Annotated in this window: 11 protein-coding genes; 3 read left to right on the forward strand and 8 right to left on the reverse strand. The window is 35.6% G+C overall.

Annotated elements, in window-relative coordinates:
• Positions 1–675 precede the first annotated feature (675 nt).
• Together DIT68_RS06520 and folK are read right to left on the reverse strand one after the other, a co-directional pair.
• Positions 676–2,379, reverse strand: coding sequence for a tetratricopeptide repeat protein (locus DIT68_RS06520; RefSeq protein ID WP_109359021.1), 1,704 nt, complete (start codon positions 2,377–2,379; stop codon positions 676–678).
• Between the two features lie 97 nt (positions 2,380–2,476).
• Positions 2,477–2,980 (reverse strand): 2-amino-4-hydroxy-6-hydroxymethyldihydropteridine diphosphokinase, encoded by a 504-nt coding sequence (gene folK / locus DIT68_RS06525; protein WP_109359022.1) that lies wholly within the window; start codon positions 2,978–2,980, stop codon positions 2,477–2,479.
• 155 nt (positions 2,981–3,135) lie between these two features.
• Between folK and sppA the strand changes: the two genes are divergently transcribed.
• On the forward strand, positions 3,136–4,911 hold the full coding sequence (gene sppA / locus DIT68_RS06530; RefSeq protein WP_109359023.1) for a signal peptide peptidase SppA: 1,776 nt from the start codon (positions 3,136–3,138) through the stop codon (positions 4,909–4,911).
• 452 nt (positions 4,912–5,363) lie between these two features.
• Here sppA and gldD read toward each other — a convergent pair whose 3' ends face one another.
• The 6 genes from gldD to mutY all read right to left on the reverse strand — a co-directional run bounded on the left by gldD (position 5,364) and on the right by mutY (position 11,848).
• Positions 5,364–5,930 carry a gliding motility lipoprotein GldD gene (gldD, locus tag DIT68_RS06535; RefSeq protein ID WP_109359024.1) on the reverse strand — a complete coding sequence of 189 codons (567 nt, stop codon included), beginning with the start codon at positions 5,928–5,930 and terminating at the stop codon, positions 5,364–5,366.
• Between the two features lie 6 nt (positions 5,931–5,936).
• Positions 5,937–7,271 carry a gliding motility-associated protein GldE gene (gldE, locus tag DIT68_RS06540; RefSeq protein WP_109359025.1) on the reverse strand — a complete coding sequence of 445 codons (1,335 nt, stop codon included), beginning with the start codon at positions 7,269–7,271 and terminating at the stop codon, positions 5,937–5,939.
• A 12-nt stretch (positions 7,272–7,283) separates the two neighbouring features.
• The gene (gene ssb / locus DIT68_RS06545; protein WP_109359026.1) at positions 7,284–7,736 is read right to left on the reverse strand and encodes a single-stranded DNA-binding protein; all 453 of its coding nucleotides are present in this window, start codon (positions 7,734–7,736) and stop codon (positions 7,284–7,286) included.
• A gap of 160 nt (positions 7,737–7,896) precedes the next feature.
• Positions 7,897–9,642 (reverse strand): WG repeat-containing protein, encoded by a 1,746-nt coding sequence (locus DIT68_RS06550; RefSeq protein ID WP_109359027.1) that lies wholly within the window; start codon positions 9,640–9,642, stop codon positions 7,897–7,899.
• A 164-nt stretch (positions 9,643–9,806) separates the two neighbouring features.
• Positions 9,807–10,655, reverse strand: coding sequence for a T9SS type A sorting domain-containing protein (locus DIT68_RS06555; protein WP_109359028.1), 849 nt, complete (start codon positions 10,653–10,655; stop codon positions 9,807–9,809).
• Positions 10,656–10,798: 143 nt separating this feature from the next.
• Positions 10,799–11,848, reverse strand: a complete 1,050-nt coding sequence (mutY, locus tag DIT68_RS06560) for an A/G-specific adenine glycosylase (RefSeq protein ID WP_109359029.1) — start codon at positions 11,846–11,848, stop codon at positions 10,799–10,801.
• A 108-nt stretch (positions 11,849–11,956) separates the two neighbouring features.
• Here mutY and DIT68_RS06565 point away from each other — a divergent pair, with 108 nt between their 5' ends.
• Complete coding sequence (locus DIT68_RS06565; protein WP_109359030.1) at positions 11,957–12,247, forward strand: HU family DNA-binding protein; 291 nt, start codon at positions 11,957–11,959, stop codon at positions 12,245–12,247.
• Positions 12,248–12,614: 367 nt separating this feature from the next.
• Positions 12,615–14,162, forward strand: a complete 1,548-nt coding sequence (locus DIT68_RS06570) for an Rne/Rng family ribonuclease (protein ID WP_109359031.1) — start codon at positions 12,615–12,617, stop codon at positions 14,160–14,162.

A 14,162-nucleotide genomic window follows, 5' to 3' on the forward strand; every position in this document is an offset into this window, starting at 1 on the left:
ACGCTCAAAAAGTGAGAAATTAAATCAATAAAATAGACAATAACGCTTAGTTAAAAATTGAAATTTATATTTCTCCTTTCTTAATTGGTTAAAACTAGCTGATGAATAAAGCGGGTTAACATTTCATACTACAACAAATACAAAATCACTAAAGCGGAGAGACTGCCAATAATTCTTATCCTGAAATAGGTGTGGAAGAATTCGCCAGCAAAATAGTAATCAAATGGAATATAGAAACAACCAGATTGGAACAGCTATTATAGCTACATAATTTAAATATTCTGCAGCTCTTTGATCGATACTTTTATTTATACTAATGATAGAGTAAGTATTAATGATGAACACTAAACAGTTAGCTAAGTACCTTGAGAAGTAATAGCTCTGCTCCCATTTTCAATTAATTGGATTCAAAGACCTCCAAGAGACTAATAATGAAAAATATTCATTTAAAGTATACAGAGAAAAAGGGTGAATTAAGCTTTTGAAATAGAATCGATATAATCTAAAAAGGTAAAACTCCTGACCAAGGATAGTGGTTTATAAGGTAAAACACCAATCCCCTATCATAAAAATTATTGTTTTGTACAATCTTATAACCAAATTCTAATTAAAGTCACTATAAAAAAAAAGGGTTTGTCTATCGACAAACCCTTTCCATGAAAGATTATAATCTTACTATTTTTTCATTCCTACAAAAGCAGGGTTTTCTTCGTACATAATGAACTCACGGTCTGTTACAGCGTAAGCTTTCATTGATGGGTCTTTTGCAATAGATTTCTCAAGATTACTGATAACCTCACCGATATTCTCTTGACGTGCAGCAATAATTGCTTTCAAGTAATAACCTCTAGCAGTTTCAGCATCAGCAGAAGCATCTATAGTAGATTTAGCACCGCTATGGTCTTTATTCAGCAACTGAGCTAAAGCCTTGTTATATGTATCTTCTGAACCAAAGTTTGAAATTGCAGTTTCATATTTACCATCTTGAATATTCAAGATTCCTTTATTGTATGACACTTCAGCTCCAGCACCTTCAGCTTCTCCTAATAAATCTTTAGCTTTTTGACGTTCTCCATTCACACCAGCAATTGCAGCTAAATTGTTTTTAGAAACTTCATTCTCTTGAATTCCGTTTGCTTTGTCAAAGTGAGCTTTTGCTTGTGCTAAATCGTTTTGCATGTAGTAAACTGCTCCAACATTATTAGACGGACGGTAATCCTCAGGATACTTTTTCTCTGCAGCTTTGTACAATCTTAATTTCTCATTTAAGTCGTCCGTTAAAGTTGCTGTGAAAAGCATTTCTTCCAAGTTCAATGTATCAACATTTGATTTTGAAAGAGCAGTCAACTCAGCATCTGTATATCCTTCCAAATCATAAGCAACTGAGATCTCAGCACGACGCTGTGCAGGGAAAATATTCTTGTCTAAGTACAAGTAAGTACTTAAATCACGAATAGCTTGCTCACGCGCCTCAGGAGTTTGTTGCATATCCAAAATTCTTAGAATACGGTCTTTATCTCCTTTATCCATATCAGAAGCAGTTAAAGCTCTCTTGAATCCAACATAATCCTCACCTTTACCTACTGTAGAGTAATTCGCATCGTCTTGACCTTTCACGTTCGCTACTTTCTTTTTAGCAGCTAACTCCATAGTTGCTTTCATAGCAGACTTTGAACGATCTTCAGATAAAGTATTGTTACGGTCTTCCTCACCCTCAATAGAAGCGTAAGCCTCAATATTGATTCCTTTTATTTTGATTTTAGGATTCTTTTGCGCTGCAATCATGAAAGCTTCTAATTCCTTCATGTCTTCGTCTACTTTCTCAGAAGAACGAACCACTGGACTACCTTTCAAGTAGTTAATCTCAGCGATTTGCTTTTCTTCAGTCACTCTTTGGAACTCATCTGCTGCAACGATTACACGGAAATCTTTGTTTACTAATAATGGTGTGGTTACGGTACCATCAGCAATTTTTTGACTGTCAATTATACCTTTCTCTTTACCTTTTTTATAAACAGATCCTGTTAACGTCAATTCAGTAACTGCCAAGTCAGGAGTATAAGCTATAATGTCTTCATAAACCACTTTTCCTCCTGGCTTATAAGGAACAACTGTACCATTTGCTGTTGCTTTTTCACCAACAATTGTAACAGGTTTTAGCGGATGCGTACCGATCATAGGAACAATCTCAGCATATGCTTTTTTGTTGATTCCTTTTTCTCCTACATTAACATCAATTCTAACTTTTACACTGTCACCGTGCATTTCTAGTGGAGAAGGGACTACCACATAATCCACATCCTTCACTAAATCACAACTTGTAGCTATCAAACCAGCTGCAGCAACAAATGCTAAACCTTTGATTCCTTGTTTTTTCATTATCATAATTTTTTTTACTTTCCGTGTTATAGGGCAAAAATAATAATAATTTCCCTCACTCTAATGATGTTTTTCGGAATAATTAGAACGCCAAAATTTAGTGGCTATACAATACGGGATCATTTTTATCGTTGCATGCCTTTAATAAATCTATTACTGTTGCCCTTTTTACCGGGTCGACAAACGCCGGCCTAATCTCAGCAAGAGGCCTGATAACAAAGGATCTATGATAAATTAAAGGATGCGGAATGCTGAGATTTTCACTCTCTAAAATCATACCTCCCATATACAAAATATCAATGTCAATTACACGGGATTGGTACTCTCCATTTTTGCTTTTTTTAACTCTTCCGAGTCCTTTTTCAATGGCTTTCGTTTCCAACAAGACGGCTTCTGGACTCAAATTTGTTTCTATAACAACACAGCAATTCAAGAACTTATTCACCGTTTCAAAACCCCAAGCTTCGCTTTCAAAAATTGATGAGCGAATTACCTCTGATTTGAAAACTTTCGCTAACTCGGAAATGGCTTTTTCAATATATTCTTTTCTATTTCCAATATTACTCCCTAAACCGAGGATTACCTCTTTTTTTTCTTTCATCCTATTTAATTTACAAACCAATTAAACAACTCCCAACCCTTTTATAATATTCAAGATAAAAGTCGCATAAAAAACCCCTACTTTTGTCCTTAAAGCTTTATTCTTCCTGTTTTCTCTGGAATATTAAACAAATTTCAATACAAATAAACTAAATTATGACAAACAAAAAAGTTTCATTTTGGCGTATTTTTTGGCCTAGCTTAATTGCTGGAATGGTAATTTTGACAGTAATCTTTGTTCTCTTTGCAGGTGCTATAGGTTCTCTATTGAGCAGTACACCAGTATATACAGTGAAAGACAAAACTATTTTACATCTTCAGTTAAAGGGAGATATCGGTGAAATTAGCAAAAGCGAAATTAACATTAATAGTTTTGGTATGACCAACCGCACGGGCTTAGCTGATTTACTTTATGGTTTTGAAAAAGCGGCAAAAGACGATCAGATCAAAGGAGTGTTTGTTGAACTTCAGAATGCCAGATGTGGGTATAGCACAGCAACAGAAATCAGAAATGCAATTAATAAATTTGAAAAAGAGTCAGGAAAATTTGTGGTGGCTTATCACAGTGGAGAGGCGATAAGTCTTAAGCAATACTACATTGCCTCAGCGGCAAGTGAAAACTACGGCTTCCACTCTTCCATGTTTGAGTTTTTAGGACTTGGAACGGAGTTGATGTTCTACAAAGGAATGTTTGATAAATTAGACCTTGAAATGCAAGTTATCCGAGGTTCAAACAATGACTTCAAAAGCGCGGTTGAACCCTATTTCTTAACTGAAATGAGCGATTCGAGCAGACTGCAAATCCAAACTTATTTAAATAATATCTGGTCTGCAGTAAGGGCAGATATTGGTGCCGACAGAAATATTTCTATTGAAGAACTAGATCGAATTGCTGAGAAAGGATTAGTTAGACGTGTTGGCCAAGCAGTTGAATACAACCTTATTGATGATGTTATGTACCGCGATGAAGTGATTCAACTTTTGGCGGAAAAAATAAATGTCAAAAGCACAGAAGATTTAAATTTCAAAGGTTTTGAAAAATACGCCCAAAATAAATTCGAGGATCAGCAAAATATGGCACATGTGAAGAAAGCGAACGTGGCGGTTATAATTGCAGAGGGAAATGTAATTGTGGAGGGTGATGGTTTAGCCAGCAAAAATATTACAAAACTCCTCAGAGATGCTAGAAAAGATGATGACATCAAAACGATTGTTTTCCGCATCAATTCACCTGGCGGAAGTGCTTTAGCCAGTGATGAAATTTGGAGAGAGGTTAAATTAGCAAACGACAAGAAAAAGGTAATTGTTTCTATGGGTGATGTTGCCGCATCAGGAGGATACTACATTGCTGCACCAGCAACTAAAATTTTCGCAGAAGAAACTACGATCACCGGATCAATTGGAGTCTTTGGTGTAATTCCTTACACTGGGAAAATGCTAGAAAACAAGCTAGGTCTATCATTTGACCGAGTAAGCACCAATCAACATGCTGTCTTAAGTACAAACCAAAAACTGAATGAAAAAGAATTCAAAATAATTCAAGACGAAGTAGATCATATTTACGCAGACTTTCTAAAAGTTGTAGCGGAAGGTCGCGGAATGACAATTGAACAGGTAAACACTGTAGCAAGAGGTCGAGTTTGGACCGGTAAAGATGCTTTGCGTGTTGGATTGGTTGACACCCTAGGTGGAATAAATGATGCCATTGCTTATGCCGCAAAAAATGCAGGAATTCAAAACCCTACAGTTAGATATTATCCTAAAGCCGAAAAAGAAGCATGGATTGAGCTTATTGAAGCTTTCGAAGAAGAAGATAACACGGTGAAAGAAAACCTCATCCCTGCAGAATTAACAGAGATGTATAAACGCATAAAGCAAGTGGAGCAAATGACAGGAATTCAAGCAAGACTGCCTTATGAAATAATTTGGTAAGCTTTCTTTTACAAGCATTTTAATTGCTAGAGGAGGGCTGTCCCTCCTCTTTTTTTGTTTCAATAATTGAGTAACAAAACAAAATCGATAATTGAAAATAGTCCGGTAGGTATGCTGAATGCTTTTATATTTATGTGAGTTCGATTCCGCTTAACCTATTCTCCCATCTGAAAAACGATACACTGAGCCAAGAATCAAGATTTAACTGATCATTTAAAATCTGTTGGAAGAAGGAGTTTAGTATAAAATGCTTAACGGATACTATACCAGTAAACATATCTAGTCAAGCACGTAATTAAGTGGTGTACTGAAATGATCCTTCGCAAAGTCTTATTTCCAACAACGGAAAAATCTTGTCAAATAAAAGAGAAAACTATTTTCTATTGTACTTTATTAAACTGCTAGCAAAGTTCCCGACAAGCATATTAAATAACTAGATTCAAACAAAGTCCTTACCTCCACTCTAGCGTATTTACAAACTCATAAAGGTCATGCTTCACGAAGTCTAGGGTAGGCTTTATAGAGTCGTAATTAGGCAGTGTATTAAAATAGACTACTCCACTTATAAATCGACTTGTACTGTCTGTTACATAAAACTGAAATGGTGAGGCCACATTGCCTTGTAATTCAAAGAAAGTTCCAAATACACGGGCTTCATTTCTGATAAAAGAAGTGTCTAAAATAGCCGTTGCTTTCACCTTGTGCTCGCCCACTTTATCAATCGCATAATTGACGTACACAGCAAGAGAAGTATCCATATCAATCCTACTAAGGTGCAGCGTACCATTTAAAGAGGAGAGCTCAACATCTCGATTACAACTTGAACCCTTCACGTTTTGAACCTTAAAGTAGCTCGGTTTATTGTAAGTGTACCCACAGTTATCTGTGTAATTTTCGTATGTGCGCTCTGGAAATTTCAATTCTAAAAATGTAGACGGCTTAGGAACGTAATTTTGCTGATTGTTACATGAGGTAACTGAAATTAATACAACAAAGGCAATTGCAACACTCTTCAACATTTCTTTTTACAATTTAATGATCTTAATGGTCTTTACTCTCTTCTTATCCGACGATTCTACAATGAATTTGAAGTTTTCAAATGTATAAGCTTCGTTATTTCTAAGAATCCTACCAGACTGTTCAACCAAAAAACCACCAATAGAATCTGACTCACCTTTAACTTCTTCGAAGGCTTTACCATCAATTTCAAGAACTTTATACATATCAACCAGTGAAGTTTTCCCTTCAAAAACGTAGGTTGAATCGTCTACTTTTGTATACACGATATCCTCATCATCGAATTCATCTGTAATTTCTCCAATAATCTCTTCCAAAACATCCTCTAGCGTTACCACCCCCGAAGAACCACCATATTCGTCCACCACAACGGCCATGTGCATTTTTTTCTCTTGGAATTCTTTTAGCAAATCGTCAATTTTTTTATTTTCCGGAACAAAGAAAGGTTGGCGAATAATTTTATTCCAATCAAAATCTGAAGGTGCATTCAAATGCGCTAATAAGTCTTTAACGAATAGAATTCCCATTACATTATCAAAGGTATCTTTAAAAACCGGAAGTCTTGAGTACCCTGATTTAAGAATTATTTGCATAAGATCTTCGTAGGACATTGTTTCATTTATGGCCACAGTATCTACACGCGAGCGCATTATTTGTCTCACATCTGTATTTCCAAAATTCACAATTCCTTCAAGAATTCGCTGCTCATCTGCAGAAGTACTTTCTTCACGCGTTAAGGCAATTGCGTTTTCTAGGTCGTCTGTAGAAACATCAATTTGACGTTTTCTGGCATATTTCAGGATAATGTCGGTTCCAGTAACAAGAAACATTCTTAACCATGAAAACGGCGGTATTTTACCAATCGTACTTAATGGTGTTGACATGAGTTTAACCAGTTTTAGACTATTTCTGTTGGCATACACCTTAGGAATAACCTCTCCAATTAACAAAAGAACAAAGGTTATCCCCCCTACTTCTACTGCTGTTCTAAGATAATCTACCCCAATAATATCAGGATTAACAGGATAAATTTGTGTAAAGATGTAACTCGATAAAATTACAATAGCAACATTGACAAAGTTATTTACAATGAGGATTGTCGCCAATAAATCTTGTGGATTATTTAATAACCTCAATGAAATATCGGCAGAGGGATCGGAGGATTCTCTAATGCCCTCTTTGTCTTCTGGTGTCAGTGAGAAAAAGGCAACTTCCGACCCAGAAACTAGGGCAGATGCAATTAACAGCAAAAGTAGAATAGCCAGTGAAATCCAAAAACTGAACCCGAAATCTACGGAAGTAGTCGAGAGTAAAATAAAACTGAGGGGGTCTGTATCATCCATTAAACAAATGCTTTAAAATGGTAAATCGTCATCATCATCTTCAGACAATCCTCCGCTCATCGGCTTTGGTTTTTCTGGCGTATTTCCAGTATTGAAATCAGGTTGGTTAGGGTTGGGAGCACTTTCGTTTCTGCTAGACAACATAGTCATATTATCCGCAACCACTTCTGTTGTGTATTTAGTAACGCCTGCCTCATCTTGCCAAGAGCGGGTTTTCAACTTACCTTCTACATAAATTTTCTGCCCTTTCTTCACGTATTTCTCTACCACCTCTGCCAGGCCTCTCCACACTACAATATTGTGCCAATCAGTAATATTTCTTCGCTCTCCGGTTGTCTTGTCGGTATAACTTTCTGATGTAGCAATAGGAAAACGAGCTAATTTAGCTCCATTCTCTAACGCTCTAATTTCAGGGTCTTTCCCTAAATTACCAATTAAAATCACCTTATTAACGCTTCCTGCCATAACTGCAAATGTAAAAAATTATTCACTTAATTGGTCATACTATTTTCGTAAAAAATTAATAATGTAGAAATTAGGTCTGAATTAGAGAACAAGGCATAAGTTTACAGACATGATAGAATGAATTATTTTGTACAAACTCATTTTTGTCATTATTCAAAATTCACTTCATTATTCGGCTATACATAATTGATGTATTGAAAAGTTCTTCGAATTCCTCTTCTTTAGCATTGAGTTGATGAGGAGTAAGTTCATTAAATGTTTTAACTTGATTTGACAAATCATAAATATCCTTCTCGGCCGAATCAAACAAATCACTGAGTATTTTTCCTTTATAATTCACATAAGCCAAATCTCTATTGGCCAAATGAACTTTATAAACACCTTTTAAATTATATTTAAAATCGTAATGAAAGAAACAAGAATCGCATTCGAAAAGTACATTTTTATCGAAATCATAAAGCGTTGTTGTCATAGATGTCGAATCTACCAAAGTAAAATTCCCGAATTTACTTGAGAGAATAGATTTAAATGAAAACCAAGAAGATTTGGCATTTACATCCTGATCTATTAATCGCTGATGTGACCCTGGATAACCATAACTATTTTTAGTTTTCTTGAATTGCGTCAAGATAAAATTATCACTTATCCTATTCCCTAAAAAGCCTCTGTATTGGAAATTGGTCAATGTCGAAGAATCTTTAATTGGGAAGGATGCAAAAGGAGAAAAATCTGGCGCGTTAAGTCGAAAAACGCCATTTTTCATATCGTAAATGGGTATAAATTCTTTGCGAGGCTGATGCCCTATAGCACCGCCGCCAGTCGACATTGGTGCATCACTTTCATAAGCTTCATGCACAATGGCCCCTGTACTGTCTATCAAATGAATCATGCTCGAATTGGCTACTTTTCCGAATGTGCGATAGCCTGCAATACCAAAATCATTGAAATTACTCACATCATACAGCCTTTCTCTGTGAGTGGTTATTTCGAATTTTTCGTTTCCAAGTGTATCTATAAAATAGTAATCATCACCTTCTCTTACTTTGGCTAAATTTGAATTAAATGGGCAATCTGGTAATCGAACAAATCCCTGGGCTAAAGGAGTAAAAACATCAGACGCCCTAAACTTTGGCTCAACTGCAATATTGCCATTTCTATCCAGATAACCGTATTGACCATAAGAAATTCCAATATCAGCATGAAGACCCATAAATGGATAAAGGAAGAAAGTTCTTCGGTTATTGTTCAAGGTTCCAAATTCAAGCAAAAAAGGAACATTATCAAACTGTAAAAGGGTATCAAACTGAGTGTTCACCACAACAAAGTCACCTTTATAAATATCAGTTCTAGCATTCTTATTTTCGGAATTAATTCTTGGATAAGAAGCATACCTTTCCCGATTTGTTCTGATAACGGCAAAACCATTTATAAACTCAACTTGCCGCTTTATAAAATCAGTCATTTGAACACCCAATTTTGAGAAATAAGCTTCCTGTCTTAAACTGTCCCGAACGAGTATCAAACCGTCCTCACATTCATAAGGAGGAAAAGGATATTCGAAGGGAATTACAATTTCATTTTTATAATTGACAGCGCCATACAAACCGTCTTTGCGACAAGTAACGACACCTTCAGACCAATCTCTTTTGAATTCTGTATCATATTCAGGAGTAATAATCCATTCCCCATCAACATTCATCCAACCCGAATTCCCGTCTTTTTCGGCTCTAAAAACTTGGTATTTTGTTTCCGGAATGGTAGGTGTGTAATCTATAAAAACAGCATCAAGGGCATTTGTGATTTTATCATTTCTATTATTTGTCTCAGCGGAATTTTTAATGGATGAACACGAAACCAACAAGGCTATTGCAAAGATTAGTAATAATGGGTTTATGTTTATTTTCATGTTGTTTTAGTTTGATTGGGCATGAGTAGTTCTGAGAAACGCTTGTAAAATTACTTTTAGCTTGTTTTTAAACATTTTACCGAAGAGACAAACTTTCAGGCTTACATGAATGTAAAAGTGGAAGACCCTATCACACTGACTGTCAAAGGATGTATTCCCAGAGGTTACTCTTTTAAAACCTTCATATTCTTTGACTCCCCATCATTCCCATTAATTATTACTTGATAGTAGCCCGACTTAAAGCTTCTCAAGTCAATAGAACCATTTTTAAATTCAACATTTTTTCTTCTTCCAACCATGTCAACGAGTATAACCTCTTTTACGAACTCAGCCGAAGTGTCAATATAAAGGAGATCTTTAACCGGATTTGGATATAATTTAAAGTCAGCCGAAATATTCTCAACTCCAAGGGTAATTAATGACAAATCCCCGAATGCCATCCAAAAATAAGGGATTGTGTCATTCGATGAATTTATATATGCATAGTTTTCATTCACCTCCCAAAAAGGATCGTAATTTGACATAAAAGTTACTTGGTTTAAACTTGTCAATTCAGCTCTATACAAATCGCTTGGGCTGCCAGTATCCCACCAACCTCCAGGGTTTATACTTGTAAAGACACTGCCTTCTCTGCATTCATTGTAAAATAATGAATTGTCCCATGTTGCTACAACAGGCCAATTTTCACACTTAATATCAATCGCAACTATAGGAAACCACCCTCCCGCACATAAATTGGGCAATATCTGTTTCTTTGTGTGAAAAGTTGCATTACCAAAATGGTAAAACGCATCTGAAATCCTCACATCAAAAGTGGAGTCAAGTGGAATTCCAATTATATTCTCTTCCCCAAATGAGGAGTCAATTAATTCTGTTCCATTGAAGTCATATCCAATCGTCAAGGTGTCTTTATTCCCAATTGCGTCTTCAAAAAACATTTGAAATTGAAAAGTCTGCGCCTCACTTATTTGATAAAAGCAGAGCAAAACGAATATCAAGATTATTTTTTTCATGGGTTTAGTTTTTTTTTTTAATAAAAGGTTAATTTCCCCCCCCCAACCATCAGCCCACTAATCCAACAACCATTTGTTGGCTTTGTACACCTTTTGGTATAGTTATCTTTATCGAAATTAATTAAAATTCAAAGATTTACAAACTATTTCACACCATCACTCCCAAACAACATCGCATTATTCTCCAAGAACCTTTCAATTAACCTTGGCAGGGGCAAATCATTTATTGTTTCCAAATCAACCTTCACAGTCTTTTCATCATGCAACATTTCATTTACTTCCCAAAATGTAGCGTTAATATGTTGATGCGTTAAAATATGCTTCTCCTCTGAAATCTTCTTAAGCAGTTTTACATCAAATTTATCTTCAACCATTTTATTGACTTCACTTTTCAATTTCCTTTCCTCCAATTCAAGTTTTGGAAATTCATACATATTTTGCCAAATTCCTTTTCCTTCTCTTTTAATTAATTGAATTTCTTTGGAAGGATAAATTAAATAATGAAAATACTTGGTGGTTACCTTCACCTTTTTTGATTTAACGGGAAGAAGCTTAGGGTCACCTTCTCTTAAAGACAAACAAGAATCAGATAAAGGACAATTTTCGCAATCTGGATTTTTTGGCTTACAGACCATTGCCCCCATTTCCATAATTGCTTGATTAAACTCAGCAGGATTTTCTCTATTGAGCACTTCTTCTGCGTAAGCTTTAAAAACCTTTGTTCCTTGACCGGTGTCTATCGGTGTGGCATCATTAAAAAAGCGAGAAAGCACACGAAAAGCATTCCCATCCAAAACAGCATGTGGCAAATCATAAGCAAAAGAAGCAATTGCGGAAGCAGTATAATCCCCCACCCCTTTCAAACTTTTAATGCCTTTATAGTTATCTGGAAAAACACCATTAAACTCATTTACCACTTGTTTTGCGGCTGTATGTAAATTTCTTGCTCTGCTGTAATAACCTAAACCCTGCCATAATCTCAGCACCTCTTGCTCATCGGCATTGGCTAAATCTTGCACAGTGGGAAAATTTTCTACGAACTTATAGTAGTAAGATTTTCCTTGATCCACTCTAGTCTGTTGCATAATTACCTCCGAGAGCCAAATTTTATATGCGCTTTTTGTTTCTCTCCATGGAAGTTTTCTGTGGTTTTGTCGATACCAAGCTTGTATTAATGGTGCAAAATGAGACATTTAGGATAAATTTTAAAATTATTTCAAAAAATACAAAGATAAGAGGAATAAGCTAAGTACCTTTGTGGCTGAAAATCATTAAGTTGTTAAAAGTTAAAAATTTAGATTATGACAAAAGCTGATATTGTAGCTGAAATTGCCGAGGAAATTGGACTAGAGAAGAATGAAGTTCAAAAAACTGTAGAGTCGTTTATGAACACAGTAAAGAAATCACTTACAAACGGAGAGAACGTTTACTTAAGAGGATTTGGTAGCTTTATCGTAAAAGAAAGAGCGGAAAAAACTGGTCGTAACATCTCAAAAAACACTACTATTATAATTCCTGCGCACAATATTCCATCATTTAAACCTGCAAAAACATTTGTAGAAGACGTAAAATCAAACGTTAAGGTTAAATAATCGAAAAATTGTCCGCTTATTGGGACTTATAAAAGTTATTTATATCTTTGCACTCCTGTTTTTTCTGAAAGCAGGAGTGTTTTCTTTTTGAAACACAGATATAACAAAGAATATTAATACTTAAAACATATAATTATGCCAAGCGGTAAAAAGAAAAAGAGACATAAAATGTCAACGCACAAAAGAAAGAAGCGTTTAAGAAAGAACCGTCACAAGAAGAAAAAATAGATTTCACTTCTTTATAGTACAGCAAACGAATAGCGCATACAATGTGACACTCTTGCTAGTGCTAGTAGGACAATTCAGCAAATAACTTGGCAATTGATTGCTAAGTTATTTGTATTATATAAACTTAAAAACGGCTTCCGTGAATTACGAATTAGTAGTTGACTCCCGCAAAGGGAGTGTTTGGCTTGCACTACTAAAAGACGGAAAGCTTATTGAGTTACACGAAGAAAGCGAACAATCAGACTTTGCAGTGGGTGATATATACCACGGTAAAGTGAGAAAGGTTGTGCCCAGTCTTAACGCGTGTTTTGTAGACGTTGGATACGAAAAGGATGCATTTTTGCATTATTTGGATTTGGGTCCACAGTATCTCTCGCTCAATAAGTTTACCCAACATACGTTGCAAGGCAAACAAAACGTAGCCGACCTATTATACTTCAAATCTGAGGAGGATATAGCTAAGGATGGAAAAATCACAGATGTGGTTTCTTCCTCCCAACACATAATGGTTCAAGTTGCAAAAGAACCAATCTCGAGTAAAGGACCTCGATTAAGTGCTGAGGTAACATTAGCCGGTCGGTATTTAGTACTCGTTCCGTTTTCAAACAAGGTCTCAATTTCTCAGAAATTAAAAGACCCTGAAGAGCGCGAACGTCTGCGCGATATTATGAAAAACATCAAGCCAAAGAATTTTGGGGTGATTATTCGTACTGTTGCGAAAAACAAGAAAATCGAACAAATCGATCAAGACCTTAAAGATCTTATTGCGAAATGGACTAAATTACATGGTAATTTAATTAACTCCAAACCACCAAGAAGAATCCTAGGGGAAATCAATAAGGCCTCCTCATTGTTGAGAGATTTATTGAATTCAGACTTTACAAATATTCATGTAAACGATGATGATTTATTCGAAAAAATGAAACTCTATGTCGCTTCTATTGCTCCCGACAAGGAAAAAATATTAAAGCGATACAACGGTAAACTAGATATCTTTGAGAAGTTTGGAATTAACAAACAAATCAAAACACTATTTGGAAAGAAAGTTCCTTTACAAAGCGGTGGATATTTAATTATTGAACATACTGAAGCCATGCATGTGGTGGATGTGAACAGCGGAAACAGAAAAGACCCTAAAGGACAAGAAAGCAATGCCTTAGCAACCAATCTTGAAGCCGCAGAAGAATTAGCACGTGTACTCCAGTTGAGAGACATGGGTGGTATTGTTGCTGTCGATTTTATCGATATGCATGAAAAGGAAAACAACAAGATGCTCTTTGAAAAAATGAAAGAGTTCATGAAACCTGATCGTGCAAAACACAACATCTTACCTCCTTCTCGCTTTGGAGTAATAGAAATCACACGTCAGCGAGTTCGACCAGAAACAGACATTGAAACATCAGAAAAATGTCCAGTTTGTGATGGAACTGGAGAGATCACAGCAAGTATTTTATTTGCTGATGAAGTTGAAAATAATCTGACCTATTTAATTGAGGACAGAAATATTAAAGACATTTCACTTGAAGTACATCCGTATATTGAATCTCATTTTAAGATTGGATTACTTTCAAAACAAGTAAAATGGTTTTTGAAATATAAGAAATGGATCAGGGTTACGGGGGTAACAAACTTCCATTTATTACAATATGCTTTTAAAGATAAAGAAGGCAAAATTGTGAAAATTTAG

It is taken from the genome of Brumimicrobium oceani (assembly GCF_003143775.1).
In the GTDB taxonomy this organism is placed as follows: domain Bacteria; phylum Bacteroidota; class Bacteroidia; order Flavobacteriales_D; family Crocinitomicaceae; genus Brumimicrobium; species Brumimicrobium oceani.

What these genes read in the sequence shown, in the direction of transcription:
- DIT68_RS06520 (WP_109359021.1), bottom strand. Translation starts at nt 2,379, where the DNA reads ATGAAAAAACAAGGAATCAAAGGTTTAGCATTTGTTGCTGCAGCTGGT.
- folK (WP_109359022.1), bottom strand. Translation starts at nt 2,980, where the DNA reads ATGAAAGAAAAAAAAGAGGTAATCCTCGGTTTAGGGAGTAATATTGGA.
- sppA (WP_109359023.1), top strand. Translation starts at nt 3,136, where the DNA reads ATGACAAACAAAAAAGTTTCATTTTGGCGTATTTTTTGGCCTAGCTTA.
- gldD (WP_109359024.1), bottom strand. Translation starts at nt 5,930, where the DNA reads ATGTTGAAGAGTGTTGCAATTGCCTTTGTTGTATTAATTTCAGTTACC.
- gldE (WP_109359025.1), bottom strand. Translation starts at nt 7,271, where the DNA reads ATGGATGATACAGACCCCCTCAGTTTTATTTTACTCTCGACTACTTCC.
- ssb (WP_109359026.1), bottom strand. Translation starts at nt 7,736, where the DNA reads ATGGCAGGAAGCGTTAATAAGGTGATTTTAATTGGTAATTTAGGGAAA.
- DIT68_RS06550 (WP_109359027.1), bottom strand. Translation starts at nt 9,642, where the DNA reads ATGAAAATAAACATAAACCCATTATTACTAATCTTTGCAATAGCCTTG.
- DIT68_RS06555 (WP_109359028.1), bottom strand. Translation starts at nt 10,655, where the DNA reads ATGAAAAAAATAATCTTGATATTCGTTTTGCTCTGCTTTTATCAAATA.
- mutY (WP_109359029.1), bottom strand. Translation starts at nt 11,848, where the DNA reads ATGTCTCATTTTGCACCATTAATACAAGCTTGGTATCGACAAAACCAC.
- DIT68_RS06565 (WP_109359030.1), top strand. Translation starts at nt 11,957, where the DNA reads ATGACAAAAGCTGATATTGTAGCTGAAATTGCCGAGGAAATTGGACTA.